Raw genomic sequence first — 19,593 nt, 5'->3', positions numbered from 1 at the left:
CCGGCCACACCCAACCATTCAGTCGAGTGGACCCGGTGGTCCGGTTCGGTTCTTTCAGAACCGCACAGTGGATGCGTAGCGTCTTCATGACAAGTCCTCGGCCTATTAGTACCGGTCAACTCCAGCCGTTACCGACCTTCCATCTCCGGCCTATCAACCCAATGGTCTCTTGGGGGCCTTAACCCACAAAGGGTGGGATACCTCATCTAGGAACGAGCTTCCCGCTTAGATGCTTTCAGCGGTTATCCCTTCCGAACGTAGCCAACCAGCAATGCCCTTGGCAGGACAACTGGCACACCAGAGGTCCGTCCGTCCCGGTCCTCTCGTACTAGGGACAGCCTTCCGCAAGTATCCTACGCGCGCGGCGGATAGGGACCGAACTGTCTCACGACGTTCTAAACCCAGCTCGCGTACCGCTTTAATGGGCGAACAGCCCAACCCTTGGGACCTACTCCAGCCCCAGGATGCGACGAGCCGACATCGAGGTGCCAAACCATGCCGTCGATATGGACTCTTGGGCAAGATCAGCCTGTTATCCCCGGGGTACCTTTTATCCGTTGAGCGACCACGCTTCCACAAGCCATGGCCGGATCACTAGTTCCGACTTTCGTCCCTGCTCGACCCGTCGGTCTCACAGTCAAGCCCCCTTGTGCACTTGCACTCGACACCTGATTGCCAACCAGGCTGAGGGAACCTTTGAGCGCCTCCGTTACCCTTTGGGAGGCAACCGCCCCAGTTAAACTACCCACCAGGCACTGTCCCTGATCCGGATCACGGACCGAGGTTAGACATCCAGTACGACCAGAGTGGTATTTCAACGACGACTCCACAACCACTGGCGTGGCCGCTTCACAGTCTCCCACCTATCCTACACAAGCCGAACCGAACACCAATACCAAGCTATAGTAAAGGTCCCGGGGTCTTTCCGTCCTGCCGCGCGTAACGAGCATCTTTACTCGTAGTGCAATTTCGCCGGGCCTGTGGTTGAGACAGTCGAGAAGTCGTTACGCCATTCGTGCAGGTCGGAACTTACCCGACAAGGAATTTCGCTACCTTAGGATGGTTATAGTTACCACCGCCGTTTACTGGCGCTTAAGTTCTCAGCTTCGCCCCGAAGAGCTAACCGGTCCCCTTAACGTTCCAGCACCGGGCAGGCGTCAGTCCGTATACATCGTCTTGCGACTTCGCACGGACCTGTGTTTTTAGTAAACAGTCGCTTCTCGCTGGTCTCTGCGGCCAACTGGTCCTAGCCCGCAAGGGGCTTCAAACCCTTTGGCCCCCCTTCTCCCGAAGTTACGGGGGCATTTTGCCGAGTTCCTTAACCACAGTTCGCCCGATCGCCTCGGTATTCTCTACCTGACCACCTGTGTCGGTTTGGGGTACGGGCCGCATGAACACTCACTAGAGGCTTTTCTCGGCAGCATGGGATCACCCTACTTCGCCTCAATCGGCTATGCATCACGTCTCAGGATGTGTGAGCTGCGGATTTGCCTACAGCTCTCCCTACACGCTTACACCAGTACTACCACTCACTGGCGGAGCTACCCTCCTGCGTCACCCCATCGTTTGACTACTACAAGCTCGGGTCCCGCGCTCCACTTGGAGAAGACCCGAAGGTCGGCCCCCAAGCTTTGGGCGGTTAGCATCGCAAGCCTCGCCATGGGCGCGTTCACACGGGTACGGGAATATCAACCCGTTGTCCATCGACTACGCCTGTCGGCCTCGCCTTAGGTCCCGACTTACCCTGGGCGGATTAGCCTGGCCCAGGAACCCTTGGTCATCCGGCGGCAGAGTTTCTCACTCTGCTTTCGCTACTCATGCCTGCATTCTCACTCGTCCAGCCTCCACCACTAGGTTCCCCTGCAGCTTCAGCGGCTGAACGACGCTCCCCTACCCATCCCAGCAAAACTGGAATGACACGGCTTCGGCGGTGTGCTTAAGCCCCGCTACATTGTCGGCGCAGGACCACTTGACCAGTGAGCTATTACGCACTCTTTAAAGGGTGGCTGCTTCTAAGCCAACCTCCTGGTTGTCTGGGCGACCCCACATCCTTTCCCACTTAGCACACACTTAGGGGCCTTAGCCGGCGTTCTGGGCTGTTTCCCTCTCGACTACGAAGCTTATCCCCCGCAGTCTCACTGCCGCGCTCTCACGTACCGGCATTCGGAGTTTGGTTGATTTCGGTAAGCTTGTGGGCCCCCTAGACCATCCAGTGCTCTACCTCCGGCACGAAACACACGACGCTGCACCTAAATGCATTTCGGGGAGAACCAGCTATCACGGAGTTTGATTGGCCTTTCACCCCTAACCACAGCTCATCCCCCAGGTTTTCAACCCTGGTGGGTTCGGGCCTCCACGCGGTCTTACCCACGCTTCACCCTGGCCATGGCTAGATCACCCCGCTTCGGGTCTAGACCACGCGACTCAACCGCCCTATTCGGACTCGCTTTCGCTACGGCTACCCCACACGGGTTAACCTCGCCACGCAGCACTAACTCGCAGGCTCATTCTTCAAAAGGCACGCCGTCACCCCTAAAGGCTCCGACGGATTGTAGGCACACGGTTTCAGGTACTATTTCACTCCCCTCCCGGGGTACTTTTCACCTTTCCCTCACGGTACTAGTCCGCTATCGGTCACCAGGGAGTATTCAGGCTTAGCGGGTGGTCCCGCCAGATTCACAGCAAATTCCACGAGCTCGCTGCTACTTGGGAACACCGTCAGGAGACACCGGGTTTTCACGTACGGGACTCTCACCCTCTACGGTCACGCTTTCCAGACGCATTCCGCTAACCACAGTGTTTTATAACTCCTCGACCGTCCGGCAGAACGATCAGACAGGTCCCACGACCCCGCGAATGCAACCCCTGCCGGGTATCACACAGACGCGGTTTAGCCTCTTCCGCTTTCGCTCGCCACTACTCACGGAATCACGGTTGTTTTCTCTTCCTGCGGGTACTGAGATGTTTCACTTCCCCGCGTTCCCTCCACGCACCCTATGTGTTCAGGTACGGGTGACCCCACATGACTGAGGCCGGGTTTCCCCATTCGGAAATTCTTGGATCTCAGCTCGGTTGACAGCTCCCCAAGACTTATCGCAGTCTCCTACGTCCTTCATCGGCTCCTGGTGCCAAGGCATCCACCGTATGCCCTTAATAACTTGCCACAAAGATGCTCGCATCCACTGTGCAGTTCTCAAAGAACAACCAGACACAACCCCGCTACTGCCGACGCCTACCGAGCCACACCCGGCGGTTCGAGGGCGGGGATCGCCCTGTCGTTACTCGCTGAAAGAAACACAAAGCGTGTTCCCTCAGGACCCAACAGCGTACCGAACAGAAGCCTTGAACCCTCGACGGACCCTTCCACGCTCGCAAGCGAGCAGTACTAACTCCGTCAACAACCCGAGGTTCTGCATTAGCCAGCATCCACTAATATGAGCTCCACCCGACGATCGTTCGCCGCCGGCGTGGCCTCCGAACCACCGAAGCAGTTCGCAGATGCTCCTTAGAAAGGAGGTGATCCAGCCGCACCTTCCGGTACGGCTACCTTGTTACGACTTCGTCCCAATCGCCAGTCCCACCTTCGACCGCTCCCCCCCTTACGGGTTGGGCCACGGGCTTCGGGTGTTACCGACTTTCGTGACGTGACGGGCGGTGTGTACAAGGCCCGGGAACGTATTCACCGCAGCGTTGCTGATCTGCGATTACTAGCGACTCCGACTTCACGGGGTCGAGTTGCAGACCCCGATCCGAACTGAGACCGGCTTTTTGGGATTCGCTCCACCTCACGGCTTAGCAGCCCTCTGTACCGGCCATTGTAGCATGTGTGAAGCCCTGGACATAAGGGGCATGATGACTTGACGTCATCCCCACCTTCCTCCGAGTTGACCCCGGCAGTCTCCCATGAGTCCCCGCCATAACGCGCTGGCAACATGGAACGAGGGTTGCGCTCGTTGCGGGACTTAACCCAACATCTCACGACACGAGCTGACGACAGCCATGCACCACCTGTACACCAGTCCGAAGAGGCCCACATCTCTGCAGGTTTCCGGTGCATGTCAAGCCCAGGTAAGGTTCTTCGCGTTGCATCGAATTAATCCACATGCTCCGCCGCTTGTGCGGGCCCCCGTCAATTCCTTTGAGTTTTAGCCTTGCGGCCGTACTCCCCAGGCGGGGTGCTTAATGCGTTAGCTGCGGCACGGAGGACGTGGAAGCCCCCCACACCTAGCACCCACCGTTTACGGCGTGGACTACCAGGGTATCTAATCCTGTTCGCTCCCCACGCTTTCGCTCCTCAGCGTCAGTATCGGCCCAGAGACCCGCCTTCGCCACCGGTGTTCCTCCTGATATCTGCGCATTTCACCGCTACACCAGGAATTCCAGTCTCCCCTGCCGAACTCAAGTCTGCCCGTATCGACCGCAGGCTCCACGTTAAGCGTGAAGTTTTCACGGCCGACGCAACAAACCGCCTACGAGCTCTTTACGCCCAATAATTCCGGACAACGCTCGCACCCTACGTATTACCGCGGCTGCTGGCACGTAGTTAGCCGGTGCTTCTTCTGCAGGTACCGTCAGTTGCCCTTCGTCCCTGCTGAAAGAGGTTTACAACCCGAAGGCCGTCATCCCTCACGCGGCGTCGCTGCATCAGGCTTGCGCCCATTGTGCAATATTCCCCACTGCTGCCTCCCGTAGGAGTCTGGGCCGTGTCTCAGTCCCAGTGTGGCCGGTCACCCTCTCAGGCCGGCTACCCGTCGTCGCCTTGGTAGGCCATCACCCCACCAACAAGCTGATAGGCCGCGGGCCCATCCCGTACCGCCGGAACTTTCCACCCCCCACCATGCGGAAGGAGGTCATATCCGGTATTAGACCTAGTTTCCCAGGCTTATCCCAGAGTACGGGGCAGGTTGCCCACGTGTTACTCACCCGTTCGCCGCTCGTGTACCCCGAAGGGCCTTACCGCTCGACTTGCATGTGTTAAGCACGCCGCCAGCGTTCGTCCTGAGCCAGGATCAAACTCTCCAATAAGGAATGAGTTCGATCGCTCCGAACAACACTGACAATTACGTCAGCTGTCCAGTAACAATCTCAAAGGAATCCTCTTGACGAGGATCATAAATTTACTGGCTATTCGGCACGCTGTTGAGTTCTCAAAGAACACGCGCTCACCGTCACTGGCGCACTGTTCCCAGTGGCTTCGATCCGGGGCTTGTGTCCCGCGCTCCGTTCCGGTCTGTCCCGGCCCGTTCCGCGCTGGCAGAGAGAAAGTTACACGCCGCCCAACGCGGAGACAAATCCGGGTCCCAGGGGCATGTTTCCGCAGGTAGTACCACGTGCGACGGCCCTCAAACCGGTTTCCGTGTGACCGGGGACACTCACACGAGTTTCGGATGGGGTCCGGAGGGCAGCCGCACCACCACCGACAGGCCGCCGCCGGGCACCGCCGATGCGTGCACCTGACCGTCATGAGCTGCGACGGCGGCCCGCACGATGGACAGCCCGAGGCCGGTGCCGGTGCGCGCGGTCCGGTCGGTGCCGCCCCGGCGGAACGGCTCGAACAGCTCGTCGACCCGGTCGGGCGCGATGACGGGGCCGGACGAGGAGACCCGCAGGAGGGTCCACTCGGGTCCGCCCTCGGTGTGCACCTCGATCCAGCCGCCGGGCAGGTTGTGGCGGACGGCGTTCTCCAGCAGGTTGCCCGCGATGCGCTCCAGCAGGGCCGGGTCGCCGACGGCGGGCGCCGGGCCGGTGCGGAACGTGGCGCGCACCTGCCGCTCGTCGGCCTCCGCCCGCACGGCCCGCCAGGCGGAGCCGACCACGGCGTTGAGGTCGACGGGTTCGCGCACGGCCAGGCCCACCCCGTCGGTGCGCGCGAGCAGCAGCAGCGCGCTGACCAGCTGCTCGGCCCGCTGGGTCGCCTCGCGCACCACGGCGGCCATGCGGCGCAGCTCGGCGGCGTCGGCGTCCGGGTCGGCGAGGGTGACGTCCAGTTCGGTGCGCACCACGGCCAGCGGGGTGCGCAGCTCGTGGGAGGCGTTGGCGACGAACCGCCGCTGGGACTCGAACGCGGCCTGGAGCCGGTCGAGCATCTCGTCGAAGGTGTCGGCCAGCTCGGCGACCTCGTCGCGGGGGCCGGGCAGGCGCAGGCGCTCCCCCAGCGACTCGGCGGAGAGCCTGCGGGCCGCGTCGGTCACGTCGTGCACGGGTTGCAGGACGCGGCCGGTGATGGTCCAGGCGAGCAGCGCGGCGGCGGCGACCACGCAGAGGAACGCGATGGAGCCGGACCGCAGCACGTCCTCGCGGGCCTGTTCGCCCAGGACCTCCATGAGCGTGGCGGCGTCGACCTCGCGGCCGTCGACGAAGACGGTGCTGCCGTCGGCGAAGCGGGGCGAGGAGGCGACCACCCGGCCGACGAGGAGCCAGCCGAGCAGGAGCAGCAGGCCGCTGACGAACGCGACCAGGCCGGTCGCGAGGAGGGACAGGCGCGTGCGCAGCCCGGGTCCGCGCCTGCGGGCGAGCTCAGACCTCAGTGGAACCTGCCGTGGGCACCCGGTAGCCGGAGCCGACCACCGTGTCGATGATGCCGGGTTCGCCGAGCTTCTTGCGCAGCGTCATGACGGTGACCCGGACGGTGGTGGTGAACGGGTCGGCGTTCTCGTCCCAGACGCGTTCGAGCAGTTCCTCGCTGGAGACCACGGAGCCCTTGGCGGCCAGCAGCACCTCCAGCACGCCGAACTCCTTGCGGGTCAGCTCGACCGGTCGGCCGGCGCGGCGCACGGTGCGGCGGGCGGGGTCCAGCTCGACGTCGCGGGCGGTGAGCAGCGGCGGGGTGGCGGGGGTGGCGCGGCGGGCGAGCGCGCGGACGCGGGCGACGAGCTCCGGGAAGGCGAAGGGCTTGGCCAGGTAGTCGTCGGCGCCCAGGGAGAGGCCGGCGACCCGGTCGTCCACGCCGGCGCTGGCGGTGAGCATCATGACGCGGGTGAGGGCGCCGGAGCTGAGGATCTCCTTGCACAGCTCGTCGCCGGACATGCCGGGCAGATCGCGGTCGAGCACGACCACGTCGTACCGGGTCACGGTCGACTTCTCGTGGCCGGTCTCGCCGTCGTAGGCGACGTCGACGGCCATGCCCTCGCGCCGCAGGCCGCGCGCGATCGCGTCGGCCAGCGGCACCTCGTCCTCGACTACCAGGATCCGCACCTCACAAAGGTGCCACAAGTACCTGAGAGGCTGCTTAGCGCGAACGCGCCGGTGGGCCGTCGTGCCGCCGGGGACCCGCGTGCTCGCCCACGACCGTCCCGGCCTGCCACAACGCCCGCGGCCGGAGCAGTGCCGGGTGGTCCTCGGCGGGCATGACGACGTCGCGCGGCCCCGGGCCCGGCTCGGCGGCCCGGGACCGGACCGCGGCCGGCACCTCCGCGGCGATCCCGTCCCGCCCGGGGTCGCCCCGGTCGTGGGCGCGGGTGCGCAGGACGAGCAGGTGCAGCACGTGCCGGCCCCACAGGCGGTGGCGGCCGGGTCCCGGCACGCGCCGCGCTCGCGGGACCCGGCCGAGCAGTGCTCGACCGGGCCGCTCAGCGGGCACCGGGGGTACCCGGCCTACTTCTCGACCGTCGCGCTCATCTCCGCGGGCTGGGCGGCGGCCACCCACTCGGTGATGCGCCGGGCCACGTCCTGGGCGGTCAGGCCCAGGTCGGCCAGGACCTCGCCGCGCTCGCCGTGCTGGTGGAACTCCTGCGGGATGCCGAGGTCCCGCAGCGGGACGTCGACCGAGGCGTCGCGCAGGGCCGCGGCCAGGGCCCAGCCGAAGCCGCCGTGCCTGCCGCCGTCCTCGACGGTGACCACGAGGCGGTGGCGGGCGGCCATCCGGACCAGCTCGTCGGGCACCGGGAACACCCAGCGCGGGTCGACGACGGTCACGCCGATGCCCTGGTCGGCGAGGCGCTGCGCGGCGGCCACGCCCAGCTCGCCGAAGGCGCCCACGGTGACCAGCAGCACGTCGTCGCCGTCGCGGCGCAGCACGTCGACGCCGCCGACGCGCTCCAGCGCGGGCAGGTCGGCGCCGACCGACGCCTTGGGGTAGCGCACCACCGACGGCGCGTCGGGGATCGCCACGGCCTCCCGAAGCTGCTCGCGCAGCGACGCCGCGTCGCGCGGCGCGGCCACGTGGATGCCGGGGACCAGGCCGCAGATCGACAGGTCCCACATGCCGTGGTGGGAGGCGCCGTCGGGGCCGGTGACGCCGGCGCGGTCGAGCACCACGGTGACGCCCTGCCGGTGCATGGCCACGTCCATCAGGAGCTGGTCGAACGCCCGGTTGAGGAACGTCGCGTAGATCGCCACCACCGGGTGCATGCCCCCCATGGCCAGGCCCGCGGCCGAGGTCATGGCGTGCTGCTCGGCGATGCCGACGTCGAAGCACCGGTCGGGGTAGAGGCCCGCGAACTTGTCCAGGCCCGTCGGGCCGCGCATGGCCGCGGTGATGGCGACCAGGTCGGGGCGCTCGCCGCCGAGCACGGCCAGCTCGTCGGCGAACACGTGGGTCCAGGTGCGCTTGGCCGGGCCGATGTTCTCGCCGGTGATGGGGTCGATGACGCCGGTGGCGTGCATCTGGTCGGCCTCGTGGTTCTCGGCGGGCGCGAAGCCGTTGCCCTTCCGGGTAACGGTGTGCACGATGACCGGCCCGCCGAAGGACTTGGCGCGGCGCAGCGCCGACTCCAGGGCCGGGGTGTCGTGGCCGTCGACCGGGCCGATGTACTTCAGGCCCAGGTCCTCGAACATGGCCTGCGGGCTGATCGCGTCCTTGATGCCGCGCTTGGTCGCGTGCAGGGCCGCGTAGAGGGGCTTGCCGACGATCGGGGCGGACTGGAGGGCGTTCTTGCCGCGTTCCAGGGCGCGCTCGTAGCCGGGCTGCAGGCGCAGGGACGACAGGTGGTCGGCCAGGCCGCCGATGGTCGGCGAGTAGGAGCGGCCGTTGTCGTTGACCACGATCACCACGGGCCGGTCGGCGCCGGAGGCGATGTTGTTCAGCGCCTCCCAGCACATGCCGCCGGTCAGCGCGCCGTCGCCGACGACCGCGACGACGTGCCTGCGCTGGCCGGTGAGCTGGTACGCCTTGGCCAGGCCGTCTGCGTAGGACAGGGCGGTCGAGGCGTGGCTGTTCTCCTCGACGTCGTGCTCGCTCTCCGCGCGGGACGGGTAGCCGGACAGGCCGCCCTTCTGGCGCAGCGTGTCGAACCCGTCGCGGCGGCCGGTGAGGATCTTGTGCACGTAGCTCTGGTGGCCGGTGTCGAACACGACCGAGTCGCGCGGGGAGTCGAAGACCCGGTGCACCGCCATGGTGAGCTCGACGACGCCGAGGTTGGGCCCCAGGTGGCCGCCGGTCCGGGAGACCTTCTCGACCAGGAAGCGCCGGATCTCCTCGGCGAGCCGGACCAGTTCGTCGGTGCCCAACCGTTTCAGGTCCGCCGGGCCGTGGACGGATTCCAGCAGCGTCACTCGCTCCACCTCACCTAAGTGGCTCTACCTAGTGGTTTTTTCGACTCCCGGTTCGTCGGGTCAGTCTACGGACCACTTGCTGAGACGCCCGATCAGCGAACCGGCGCCAGCAGGGCCACGCACTCGACGTGGTGGGTCATCGGGAACGCGTCGAACGCCCTGAGCTGGGCCAACTCGTAGCCGTGGCCGGCGAACGCGGCGATGTCCCTGGCCAGGGCGGCCGGGTCGCACGCGACGTAGACCACACGGGCGGGCCGCCCGGCGGCGACCGCGGCCACCACGTCCTTGCCCGCGCCCTTGCGCGGCGGGTCGAGCACGACCACGTCCGGGGGCCGCCCGGCGAACTCCGGCGTCGCCAGCACCGCCTCGGTGCGCCCGGCGTGCCAGGAGACCTGCGGCAGGTCGGCCAGGTTGGCCCGGCCGTCCTCGACGGCGCCGGTCGACGACTCCACCACGGCCACCGACCCGGTCGGGCCGACCTGTCCGGCCAGCACCGAGGCGAACAGGCCGACCCCGCCGTAGAGGTCCCAGGCGCGGTCGCCGGGCCGGCAGGCCGCCCACTCGCCGACCACGCGCGCGAAGGTGTCCGCGGCGGCCGGGTGGACCTGCCAGAACCCGTCGGCGCGCAGCCGCCAGTCGCGGCCCGCCGCGTGCTCGGCGGCGGTGCCGCTGCCCCGGCGGCGCCGCGACGGGCCGGGCACGGGGCGGCGGCCGCGGCGCACCACCGGCGGGCCGACCTCGATCAGGTGGGTCTGGTGGTCGGCGTCACGCGCGACGACCAGTTCGGCCTTCGGCGGCCACGTGCGGTCGACCACGCCGTCCAGGGCGCCGGGCACGGCGATCACGCAGTGGTCGACCGGGACGACCTCGTGGCTGCGGTGGGCGCGGAACCCGGGCCGGCCGTCGGGGTCGACCGCCATGCGCATCCGGGTGCGCCAGTCCGCGGGCCCGCCGGGCAGGGCCTCGACCACGACCTCGCGGTCCAGGCCGGCCAGGCGGTGCAGCTGCTCGGCCACCACGGCGGCCTTCAGCTCGCGCTGGGCGGGCCAGGAGGCGTGCTGCCAGTCGCACCCGCCGCAGCGGCCGGGCCCGGCGAACGGGCACGGCGGCGTCACCCGGTCCGGGGAGGCCCGCAGCACCTCCACCGCGTCGCCGCGGCAGAACGAGCCGCCGGTGTCCTCGGTCACCCGGACCACGACCAGCTCGCCGGGCAGCGCGTGCCGGACGAAGATCACGCGGCCCTCGTACCGGGCCACGCAGTGCCCGCCGTGGGCGACCGCGCCCACCTCGACCTCGACGAGCCGGTCCCGCCAGGTCGGGGTCTCGTGCCCGGTCACTTGCCGTCCCTGTTGTCCAGGCCGCGGCGGATGGCGCCGGGCGCCACCACCTCGTCGTCCTTGTGCGTGACCTTCTTCGACGAGGCCAGCTGCCACGGCACGCTGGTCACCATGACGCCGGGCTGGAACAGCAGCCTGCCCTTGAGCCGCAGCGCGCTCTGGTTGTGCAGGAACTGCTCCCACCAGTGGCCGACCACGTACTCCGGGATGAACACGGTCACCACGTCGCGCGGGTTGTCCGTGCGGACGCGCTTGACGTAGTCCAGGACCGGCTTGGTGATCTCGCGGTAGGGCGACTCGATCACCTTCAGGGGCACCTTGAAGTTCTCCTTCTCCCACTCCCGCACCAGCCGGCGGGTGTCGGCGTCGTCCACGTTCACCGTCACCGCCTCCAGCATGTCGGGTCGGGTCGCCTTGGCGTAGGCCAGGGCGCGCAGGGTGGGCATGTGCAGCTTCGAGACCAGCACCATCGCGTGGTTGCGGGCGGGCAGCAACTTCTGCCGCTCCTGCTGGCGCAGCTCCTCGGCGACCCGGTCGTAGTGCTTGCGGATGGCGGTCATCAGGGCGTAGATGGCCGCCATCGCGGCGATCGCGATCCACGCGCCGAGGAGGAACTTGGTGATCAGCACCACCACGAGCACCGAGCCGGTCATCACCAGGCCGAAGGCGTTGATCGCCTGCGCGCGGCGCATCCGGTTGCGCACGGCCTCGTCGGTCTCGCCGGCCAGCAGCCGGTTCCAGTGCCGGATCATGCCCGCCTGGCTCATCGTGAACGACACGAACACGCCCACGATGTAGAGCTGGATGAGCCTGGTGACCTCGGCCTCGAACGCCACCACCAGGATGATCGCCGCGCCCGCCAGGAACAGGATGCCGTTGCTGAACGCCAGCCGGTCGCCGCGGGTGTGCAGCTGGCGGGGCAGGTAGCGGTCCTGGGCCAGGATCGAGCCCAGCACCGGGAAGCCGTTGAACGCGGTGTTGGCCGCGAGCACCAGGATCAGCGCGGTGACCGTCGTGATGAAGAAGAAGCCGACCGGGAAGCCCTCGAACACCGCGCCCGCGATCTGGGCGACCATCGTCTTCTGCTCGTAGCCCTCGGGCGCGCCGACGAGCTGGTGCGCCGGGTCCTCGGCCATCTTCACACCGGTGAGCTGGGCGAGCACGATCAGGCCCATGAGCATGGTGACCGCGATCAGGCCCATCATCAGCAGCGTGGTCGCCGCGTTGCGCGACTTCGGCTTGCGGAACGCGGGCACGCCGTTGCTGATCGCCTCCACGCCGGTCAGCGCCGCGCAGCCGGAGGAGAACGCGCGCAGCACCAGGAACACGAACGCCAGGCCCAGCAGGTGGTCGTCCTCGGCGCGCAGCTCGAAGCCGGCGCTCTCGGCGCGCAGCTCGTCACCGAGGGCGAAGCCCCGGAACAGGCCGTAGCCGATCATGACCAGGACACCGGCCATGAAGGCGTAGGTCGGGACGGCGAATGCGCTGCCCGATTCCCGGATACCCCGGAGGTTGACGGCGGTGAGCAGGACGATGGCCACGACCGCGAACTGGACCTTGTGGGTGGCCACGAACGGGATCGCCGAACCGATGTTCGCGGCGGCCGAGGAGATGGAGACGGCGACGGTGAGGATGTAATCGACCAGCAACGCGCTCGCCACCGTCAGCCCGGCCCTGCGCCCCAGGTTGACCGTGGTGACCTCGTAGTCACCGCCACCGGAGGGGTAGGCGTGCACGTTCTGCCGGTAGCTCGCCACGACGGTGAGCATCACGACGACGACGACCACGCCCACCCAGGGGGCCATCGCGTAGGCCGACAGCCCCGCCACCGAGAGGACGAGGAAGATCTCCTCCGGCGCGTAGGCCACGCTCGACATCGCGTCCGAGGCGAAGACCGGCAGGGCGATGCGCTTGGGCAGCAGCGTGTGGGCCAGCCGGTCGCTTCGGAACGGCCTGCCGACCAGGAGGCGCTTGGCCGCGGTTGCGAGCTTGGACACGGGTGGAAAGCGTAAGGGGTCCGCGTCCCCTGGTCGGAGTAGTCGTGGTTAGGGTTGCGTAATAGTCGTTCGGGAGGGTTACGTGCACGTGGTGATCATGGGGTGCGGCCGGGTGGGTTCCTCCCTGGCCAGGGCCCTGGAACGCCTTGACCACCAGGTCGCGGTGATCGACAAGGACGCCCAGTCCTTCCGGCGGCTCGGTCCCGACTTCCACGGGCAGCAGGTCGTCGGCAACGGCTTCGACCAGCGCGTCCTCATCGAGGCGGGCATCGAGCGGGCGGGCGCGTTCGCCGCCGTGTCCAGCGGCGACAACTCCAACATCATCTCGGCGCGGGTGGCGCGGGAGACGTTCGGCGTGGAGGCCGTGGTCGCCCGCATCTACGACGAGAAGCGCGCCGCGGTCTACGAGCGGCTGGGCATCCCGACCGTGGCGACCGTGCCGTGGTCGACCGACCGGTTCCTGCGGATGCTGATCCCCGAGGGCTCGGCCACGGCGTGGCGCGACCCGTCGGGCTCGGTGGCGGTGCTGCCGCTGTCGCTGCACGAGGACTGGGTGGGGCGCACGGTGCGCGACCTCCAGGAGGCCACCGGGTGCCGGGTGGCGTTCATCATGCGGTTCGGCACGGGCGTGCTGCCCGAGTCCAAGACCGTGCTGCAAGCCGACGACCAGGTGTACGTGGCGGCGCTGTCCGGCACCGTGACCGACGTGGCCGCCGCCGCGGCCCACGCGCCCGAGGAGGGCTGACGTGCGTATCGCCATTGCCGGTGCCGGGGCGGTCGGCCGGTCGATCGCGGCGGAGCTGGTGGCCGACGGTCACCAGGTCATGCTGATCGAGCGGGACCGCAACCACTTCGAGCCGCACACCGTGGAGCAGGCCGAGTGGGTGCAGGCCGACGCCTGCGAGCTGTCGTCCCTGGAGGACGCGGGGATGCAGCTGTGCGACGTGGTGATCGCCGCCACCGGTGACGACAAGGTCAACCTGGTCGTGTCGCTGCTGGCGAAGACCGAGTTCGCGGTGCGGCGCGTGGTGGCGCGGGTCAACGACCCGGCCAACGAGTGGCTGTTCACCGAGTCGTGGGGCGTGGACGTGGCCGTGTCGACGCCGCGCATCCTGTCCGCGCTGGTCGAGGAGGCCGTGACGGTCGGTGACGTGGTCCGCCTGATGACCCTGCGCCAGGGCCAGGCCAACCTGGTCGAGATCACCCTCCCGGAGGACACCCCGCTGGCCGGCTCCCCGGTGAACGCCCTGGCGCTGCCCCGCGACGCCGCCCTGGTCACCATCCTGCGCGGGGGCCGGGTCATCGTGCCCACCCCCGACGACACCCTCGAAGGCGGCGACGAACTGCTGTTCGTGGCGGCCGCGGACGTGGAACGCGAGATCCGCTCCTCCCTCGGCTACTGACCCGCCCCGAACGTCGACCTCGGGCGTGCCGAACGCATGACACGCCCGACCCGAACGCATGACACGCCCGGAACCCGGACGCTCAACCCCGGCGTGTCATGCACTCAGCACCCGCGTGTCATGCGCTCAGGCCCCCCGAGTCGTGCGCTCGGGGGGCCTGAGTCCTCACGTCCTGCGAGGTGTTCCGCCAGGTCAGCGCTCGTCGGCCGGGGCGGGGTGCGGCGCCTGGGGCCGCTGCTGGGCCGTCGGCTGGGGTGGCTGGGGCGGGTTGGTCAGCTGGTCGTAGAGGCTGGGCAGGCCCTCGCCCACCGCCTGCTCGGCCTCCGCCCGGAGCCGTTGTTCGGCCTCCCGGTTCTCCCGCTCCTCGCGCTCCTGCGCCTCCTTGAGGCGCTTGTCGGACCGCCGCACCGCCCACACGGTCACCACCAGGGCCACCGCCATCAGCGGGTAGCCCATGGCCAGGCGCGCCGCGGCCAGCCAGCCCACCGACGCCTCGTCGTACAGCCACCGCTGGACCACGAACCGCGCGAAGAACACCAGCGCCCACACCAGCGTGGCGATGTCGTAGTCCCGGATGCTCGCCCGGTCCTTGCGCCACGCGCTGCCCTGGCCGTTGAGCATCGACCAGATGGCGCCGGCCAGCGGCCACCGCACCAGGATCGACACCACGAACACGCCGCCGTAGACCAGGCTCTGCCAGATGCCGAACAGGAAGAAGCCCTTGGCGTCGCCGGTCCGGTAGGCGATGAACGCCGCGATGCCGACGCCGAACACCGCCGAGACGGCGGGCTGCACCGACCCCTTGCGCATGGCCAGCACCACGCCGATGACCACCGCCGAGCCGAGCGCGGCCCAGATCGCGGGCATGAGCCCGGCGAAGGCGTTCACCAGCACGAACACGACCACCGGCAGCGAGGAGAACACCAGGCCGCTGACGCCGCCCATCTGCTCCAGCAGCGTCGGCTGCCTCTCCGTCTCGTCCACCTGCGTCATGAAGCGTTCTGCAGTTCGTAGTAGGGGTTGTAGAGCACCTTGCGGCCGTCGCGCACCGCGATCCTCCCCCTGGCCTTGATGGTGCGGCCCGGCTCGATGCCCGCGATCCTGCGGCGGCCCAGCCACACCAGCGTGACGCCCTCGGTGCCGTCGAACAACTCGGCCTCCAGCGTGGCGACCGCGTCCCGCGGGCACAGCTCCACGCTGCGCAGCCGCCCGAGCACGGTCACCTCCTGCCCGGATTTGCAGTCGCACGCGCGTACGGCACCGACGGCCTCGACTTTCCGAGACAGGTCATCGGCGTCCAACTCGCTCACGTCAGCGCTGAGCCGACGCACGAGGCGGCGCCAGTAGCCGCCCCCGGTACCAGTCATCCCCGACTCCAGGAGAGTGCGCGGGGCCTCGACATCGAAGCCCGTCTGAAGGCCAGGGTAACCACGTACACCCAACCGGGTATCCGACTGGGGGAGGATCTGCGGCCATGAGCCCGCCGCCCGCCGTCCTGCTGCCCGGCACCGCGTCCGACGAGGTGTTCGTCGCGCGGGTGTTCGCCCGCCCGCTGGCCGAGGCGGGCTACTCGCTGGCCGCCCCCGCGTCCCGGGGCGTGCGGGAGCACTTCGCGGCGCTGGACGCGGCCTGGGCGGGCACCCCGCTGCTGGTCGGGGGCGTGTCGATGGGCGCGCACGTGGCCGCGCTGTGGGCGGTGCGGCACCCGGCGCGGTGCGCGGGCGTGCTGGCGGCGCTGCCCGCGTGGCACGGCGAGGCGGACGGCGCGCCGGCCGCGCTCACGGCGCTGGCCAGCGCGGACGCCGTGGAGTCGGCCGGGGTGGAGGCGGCGCTGGCCGGGGTGGACGGGTGGCTCGGGGACGAGCTGCGCCGCGCCTGGCCCCGGTACGGGACGCGGCTGGCGGCCGCGCTGCGGGAGGCGGCCGGGTCGCGCGCGCCCACGCGGGCCGAGCTGGGCGGGTTGGCCGTGCCGGTCGGGGTCGCCGCGTGCACCGACGACCCAATTCACCCGGTGGAGATCGCCCGGACGTGGGTCGGCGCCCTGCCCCGTGGCGCCCTGCGCACGACGACGCTGGCGGCGCTCGGCGCGGACCGGGAGTCCCTGGGCCGCGCCGCGCTCGCCGCGTACGCCGAGGCGCTGAGTCGCACCCGCCGGGCTTAGCCCTGCTGCTGGGCCTGGATGTGCCGGGCGATGGCCTCGGGCAGCTCGATCGGCAGCGGCGTGCGCACCGGCATCGGCTGCTCGCCGCGCACCACGACCGTGTCGCGCATCAACGCGTACAGGGCCTGCGCCGCCTGGGCGGCCAACTCCTCGTTGGGCGCCGCCGCGATGCCGCGCAGCATCCACCGGGGGCCGTCCACGCCGACCACGCGCAGGTGCACCTCGTTGTTGCGCGCCGCGACCTCCTCGCCCCACTCGCCGTTCTCCCGCAGGATGCGGAAGCCGTCGTTCTTGAACTGGGCGATCATCTCGCCGCTGACCTCGGGCCACAGCCGGTCGGTCCGCGGCGCGGCGAACGCGCTGACGGTGAGCTGGCCGACCGCGGTGAGCAGGTGCACGGCCCGCACCGCGCCGGTCGGGTCCATCTCCACCTGGAGCTGGGCGCCGTCGGGCACGGGCAGCCGGATCGAGCCCAGGTCGAGCCGGTTCAGGCCGTCGTCGGGGGCCTGCGCCACGTCGAACGGGCCCTCCTCGGGACCGTCGGCGCCGTCGAACTCGACCTCGGGTTGCGCCGTCCCCCGGTTCGCGGAGTGCCTACCGCGCTTGCGGCGCTTTCCGAACATCGCCTTCACCCCTCCGTCCGGGCGAGCACGTCGTGCCCGCCAGTAGAGCCGTAGCCGCCCGCGCCCCGCGCGGACCCGGGCAGCTCGTCGACCTCGCGGAACACGGCGTGCTCCACCTTCTGCACCACCAGCTGGGCGATCCGGTCACCGCGCGTGAGCACGATGGGTTCGCGCAGGTCGTGGTTGACCAGGCACACCTTGATCTCGCCCCGGTAGCCCGCGTCGATCGTGCCGGGGGTGTTGACCACGCTCAGCCCGACGCGCGCGGCGAGACCCGATCGGGGGTGCACGAACCCGGCGTAACCCTCGGGCAGCGCGATCGCGACGCCGGTGCCGACCACGGCGCGCTCACCCGGTTCGATCACCACGTCGGTGGTGGTCACCAGGTCCGCACCGGCATCACCCGGTCGGGCGTAGGCCGGAAGTGGCACTGACGGATCGAGCCGGGACAGCAGGACCTCGACGCTGGGCACGGCGCGCGAGATTACCCTGGGGACGTGAGCGAGAGTGCTGTGACCGCCCCGATCGCCTTCCGCGAGCGGTTGTACGTCCCCTGGTGGGGTTGGCCGCTGCCGCTGGGGGCGGCGGTGCTGCTGGCCGCCGAGATCCACATGGGGTTCCCCGGCGTGCGGTCGTGGCTGCCCTACGCGGTCCTCGTGCCGCTGGTGGTGCTGCTGATCGTGCGGATGGGCGCGGTGAAGGTCGAGGTGTCCGGCGGCGAGCTGCGCGTCGGCGAGGCCCACGTGCCGCTGGAGCTGCTGGGCGAGGTCGAGGTGTTCGACGCGAGGTCCAAGCGCCGGGCGATGGGGCCGAACCTGGACCCGGCGGCGTTCGTCGCGCACCGCGGGTGGGTGGGGCCGATGGTCAGGGTGAAGCTGGAGGACCCGGCCGACCCGACGCCGTACTGGCTGTTCAGCGTGCGTTCGGCCGACGAGCTGGCGGCGGTGCTGCGCGGCCGGTGAGGACTTCGGCGCGCGGGTTCGGTGCCGGGGTCCGGCGGGCGGTCGCCCAACGGCGACTGGGCGCCACCCCGGCGGAGGGGTGAGCGCCCAGACCTGGTTGTTGTTGCGCGGTGCTGCTGGTGCTGGTCGGCTGGTGCTCGATCGGCTCAGGCGCAGTCACGGCAGACGTACTGGCCGTTGACCTCCTCGGCCAGTCGGCTGCGGTGGTGCACCAGGAAGCACTTGGAGCACGTGAACTCGTCGGCCTGCTTGGGCAGGACCTTGAACGTGAGTTCCTCACCGGACAGGTCCGCACCGGGCAGCTCGAAGTTCTCGGCGGTCGCGTCCTCGTCGATGTCGACGACCCCGGACTGCGTTTCGTTGCGCCGCGCCTTCAGCTCCTCAAGGGAGTCCTCAGCGAGTTCGTCCGCCTCGCTGCGACGCGGCGCGTCGTAGTCGGTCGCCATCTTCTTTCACACCCCTGCGGTCAACGGAGACTGGTTCGTGTCGCTGGTTAACGTCCCAGCGCCCCTGTTTGTGCCCTCCGTCCGAGTGACGGAGGTCTCGCTCTCCGCGGCCGGGCGCCAACCCCCTGTACGTCGACGCTTCCCGGTGTCCGGCCCTGCGCGGAGCGCCGAGAGGGTAGCTCATCGTTCGGGGCGCCGTGCAGCGGGTTCCCCCTAATTGAGCAGACGGGTGACAGGCCCTTCACACGCTGGACCGATAGGCTCTGGGCAGGCATCGCACACCCGCCGGCACCCGTGCCGTGACCCTCCCGCCGTCGCGGACGCTCCGCGACCGGGTGATAACGGCCCGCCACCCCACGCCCGAGGCGCGGGGCGGCGCGGCGGGGCATAGCCTGATCACCATCACCAGTGGGCCATGGGGAGGTCGGCGGACGTGGGACCCGGTACGGGAGGAAGCGGGTCGTCGCGGTACCGGAAGCGGCGACCGTTGCCGGCGTTGGTCCTGTTCCTGGTCCTGGCCCTGACCGCGGTGGTGGTGTGGAACCGGGTGCTCTCCGAGGCCGGGGACGTGGACGCGGCGATCCGGTGCAACCCGCCCGGCGGCGCGCCCGCGTCGGGGGCGCCGTCGTCGGCCGCCCCGGCGCTGGGGACGGTGCTGGCGCACGACGCGCTCGACCGCACCGACCCGGTGCCGGTGACCGAGGTGCAGTTCCGCGTGTTCAACGCGAGCACGCAGCGCAACCAGGCCCGGTTCGTGGCCACCACGCTGGCCGAGATGGGCATGAAGCAGGCGGCGGACCCGGGCAACGACCCGGTGTACCCGGCGCAGGACATGTCGTGCCGCGGGCAGATCCGGTTCGGCGCGCCCGGCGCCGGGGCCGCGCGGACGTTGAGCCTGGTCGAGCCGTGCCTGGAGCTGGTGCGCGACGAGCGGCAGGACGCGACCGTGGACGTGGCGGTCGGCCAGAAGTTCAGCGAGGTGAAGCCGAACAGCGACGCCCGCAAGGTGATCGACCAGCTCGCCGCGTGGGCGGAGCAGCAGCCGGACCGCCAGGGCGGCCAGGCCGCCGAGGGCTCCACCCCGCCGTCCCTCAACGCCGCCAACCTGGAAGGCGCCCGCGACGTCCAGTGCTGACCCGCCTCCCCCGGCGTGTCGCCCAATCCCGCGCGTG

Annotated in this window: 16 protein-coding genes and 2 rRNA genes; 5 read left to right on the top strand and 13 right to left on the bottom strand. The window is 69.2% G+C overall.

The features are described 5' to 3' along the window. Positions 1-85: 85 nt before the first annotated feature. The 8 genes from EKG83_RS08970 to EKG83_RS08935 form a co-directional block, all read right to left on the bottom strand. Positions 86-3,164, bottom strand: a 23S ribosomal RNA gene (locus EKG83_RS08970). Between the two features lie 345 nt (positions 3,165-3,509). Beyond that, positions 3,510-5,025, bottom strand: a 16S ribosomal RNA gene (locus EKG83_RS08965). Together the 16S and 23S rRNA genes form the textbook arrangement of a ribosomal RNA operon. Before the next feature lie 347 nt (positions 5,026-5,372). Beyond that, positions 5,373-6,527, bottom strand: coding sequence for a sensor histidine kinase (locus EKG83_RS08960; protein WP_051765882.1), 1,155 nt, complete (start codon positions 6,525-6,527; stop codon positions 5,373-5,375). Then, entirely contained in the window at positions 6,517-7,194 is a 678-nt protein-coding gene (locus tag EKG83_RS08955) for a response regulator transcription factor (RefSeq protein ID WP_033431309.1), read from the bottom strand. Before EKG83_RS08955 ends, EKG83_RS08960 begins: the two co-directional genes overlap by 11 nt. Before the next feature lie 34 nt (positions 7,195-7,228). Next, the gene (locus tag EKG83_RS08950; RefSeq protein WP_033431310.1) at positions 7,229-7,522 is read right to left on the bottom strand and encodes a hypothetical protein; all 294 of its coding nucleotides are present in this window, start codon (positions 7,520-7,522) and stop codon (positions 7,229-7,231) included. A gap of 71 nt (positions 7,523-7,593) precedes the next feature. Further along, complete coding sequence (dxs, locus tag EKG83_RS08945) at positions 7,594-9,492, bottom strand: 1-deoxy-D-xylulose-5-phosphate synthase (RefSeq protein WP_033431311.1); 1,899 nt, start codon at positions 9,490-9,492, stop codon at positions 7,594-7,596. A 92-nt stretch (positions 9,493-9,584) separates the two neighbouring features. Beyond that, on the bottom strand, positions 9,585-10,829 hold the full coding sequence (locus EKG83_RS08940; RefSeq protein WP_033431312.1) for a class I SAM-dependent RNA methyltransferase: 1,245 nt from the start codon (positions 10,827-10,829) through the stop codon (positions 9,585-9,587). Beyond that, the gene (locus tag EKG83_RS08935) at positions 10,826-12,826 is read right to left on the bottom strand and encodes an APC family permease (protein ID WP_033431313.1); all 2,001 of its coding nucleotides are present in this window, start codon (positions 12,824-12,826) and stop codon (positions 10,826-10,828) included. Before EKG83_RS08935 ends, EKG83_RS08940 begins: the two co-directional genes overlap by 4 nt. Positions 12,827-12,908: 82 nt before the next feature. Between EKG83_RS08935 and EKG83_RS08930 the strand changes: the two genes are divergently transcribed. After that, positions 12,909-13,571, top strand: a complete 663-nt coding sequence (locus EKG83_RS08930) for a potassium channel family protein (protein WP_033431314.1) — start codon at positions 12,909-12,911, stop codon at positions 13,569-13,571. A gap of 1 nt (position 13,572) precedes the next feature. Next, entirely contained in the window at positions 13,573-14,229 is a 657-nt protein-coding gene (locus EKG83_RS08925; protein ID WP_033431315.1) for a potassium channel family protein, read from the top strand. A 192-nt stretch (positions 14,230-14,421) separates the two neighbouring features. Here the strand turns inward: EKG83_RS08925 and EKG83_RS08920 are convergent, their stop codons facing one another. After that, a complete protein-coding gene (locus EKG83_RS08920) occupies positions 14,422-15,222 on the bottom strand; it encodes a DUF3159 domain-containing protein (RefSeq protein ID WP_084716437.1) in 801 nt (266 codons plus the stop codon). Continuing rightward, positions 15,219-15,596 carry an OB-fold nucleic acid binding domain-containing protein gene (locus EKG83_RS08915; protein WP_033431316.1) on the bottom strand — a complete coding sequence of 126 codons (378 nt, stop codon included), beginning with the start codon at positions 15,594-15,596 and terminating at the stop codon, positions 15,219-15,221. Before EKG83_RS08915 ends, EKG83_RS08920 begins: the two co-directional genes overlap by 4 nt. 107 nt (positions 15,597-15,703) lie before the next feature. Between EKG83_RS08915 and EKG83_RS08910 the strand changes: the two genes are divergently transcribed. After that, a complete protein-coding gene (locus EKG83_RS08910) occupies positions 15,704-16,390 on the top strand; it encodes an alpha/beta fold hydrolase (RefSeq protein WP_033431317.1) in 687 nt (228 codons plus the stop codon). Here EKG83_RS08910 and EKG83_RS08905 read toward each other — a convergent pair. Then, positions 16,387-17,013 (bottom strand): DUF3710 domain-containing protein, encoded by a 627-nt coding sequence (locus EKG83_RS08905; protein WP_033431400.1) that lies wholly within the window; start codon positions 17,011-17,013, stop codon positions 16,387-16,389. The genes EKG83_RS08910 and EKG83_RS08905 overlap by 4 nt on opposite strands. A gap of 5 nt (positions 17,014-17,018) precedes the next feature. Next, on the bottom strand, positions 17,019-17,486 hold the full coding sequence (dut, locus tag EKG83_RS08900; RefSeq protein ID WP_033431318.1) for a dUTP diphosphatase: 468 nt from the start codon (positions 17,484-17,486) through the stop codon (positions 17,019-17,021). Between the two features lie 24 nt (positions 17,487-17,510). Here dut and EKG83_RS08895 point away from each other — a divergent pair, with 24 nt between their 5' ends. Beyond that, complete coding sequence (locus EKG83_RS08895) at positions 17,511-17,975, top strand: DUF3093 domain-containing protein (protein WP_033431319.1); 465 nt, start codon at positions 17,511-17,513, stop codon at positions 17,973-17,975. A 146-nt stretch (positions 17,976-18,121) separates the two neighbouring features. Here EKG83_RS08895 and EKG83_RS08890 read toward each other — a convergent pair whose 3' ends face one another. Continuing rightward, positions 18,122-18,421 carry a DUF4193 domain-containing protein gene (locus tag EKG83_RS08890; RefSeq protein ID WP_033431320.1) on the bottom strand — a complete coding sequence of 100 codons (300 nt, stop codon included), beginning with the start codon at positions 18,419-18,421 and terminating at the stop codon, positions 18,122-18,124. Positions 18,422-18,836: 415 nt separating this feature from the next. Between EKG83_RS08890 and cei the strand changes: the two genes are divergently transcribed. Further along, complete coding sequence (gene cei / locus EKG83_RS08885; RefSeq protein WP_051765884.1) at positions 18,837-19,556, top strand: envelope integrity protein Cei; 720 nt, start codon at positions 18,837-18,839, stop codon at positions 19,554-19,556. The last annotated feature ends 37 nt before the right edge of the window (positions 19,557-19,593 follow it).

Origin of the sequence: Saccharothrix syringae (genome assembly GCF_009498035.1) — a bacterium.
Classification (GTDB): Bacteria; Actinomycetota; Actinomycetes; order Mycobacteriales; family Pseudonocardiaceae; genus Actinosynnema; species Actinosynnema syringae.
The sequence above is the reverse complement of the archived record's forward strand: the minus strand, read 5'-3'. Positions and strand labels throughout refer to the sequence as shown.

What these genes read in the sequence shown, in the direction of transcription:
- cei (WP_051765884.1), top strand. Translation starts at nt 18,837, where the DNA reads ATGGGGAGGTCGGCGGACGTGGGACCCGGTACGGGAGGAAGCGGGTCG.
- EKG83_RS08890 (WP_033431320.1), bottom strand. Translation starts at nt 18,421, where the DNA reads ATGGCGACCGACTACGACGCGCCGCGTCGCAGCGAGGCGGACGAACTC.
- EKG83_RS08915 (WP_033431316.1), bottom strand. Translation starts at nt 15,596, where the DNA reads ATGACTGGTACCGGGGGCGGCTACTGGCGCCGCCTCGTGCGTCGGCTC.
- EKG83_RS08920 (WP_084716437.1), bottom strand. Translation starts at nt 15,222, where the DNA reads ATGACGCAGGTGGACGAGACGGAGAGGCAGCCGACGCTGCTGGAGCAG.
- EKG83_RS08905 (WP_033431400.1), bottom strand. Translation starts at nt 17,013, where the DNA reads ATGTTCGGAAAGCGCCGCAAGCGCGGTAGGCACTCCGCGAACCGGGGG.
- EKG83_RS08910 (WP_033431317.1), top strand. Translation starts at nt 15,704, where the DNA reads ATGAGCCCGCCGCCCGCCGTCCTGCTGCCCGGCACCGCGTCCGACGAG.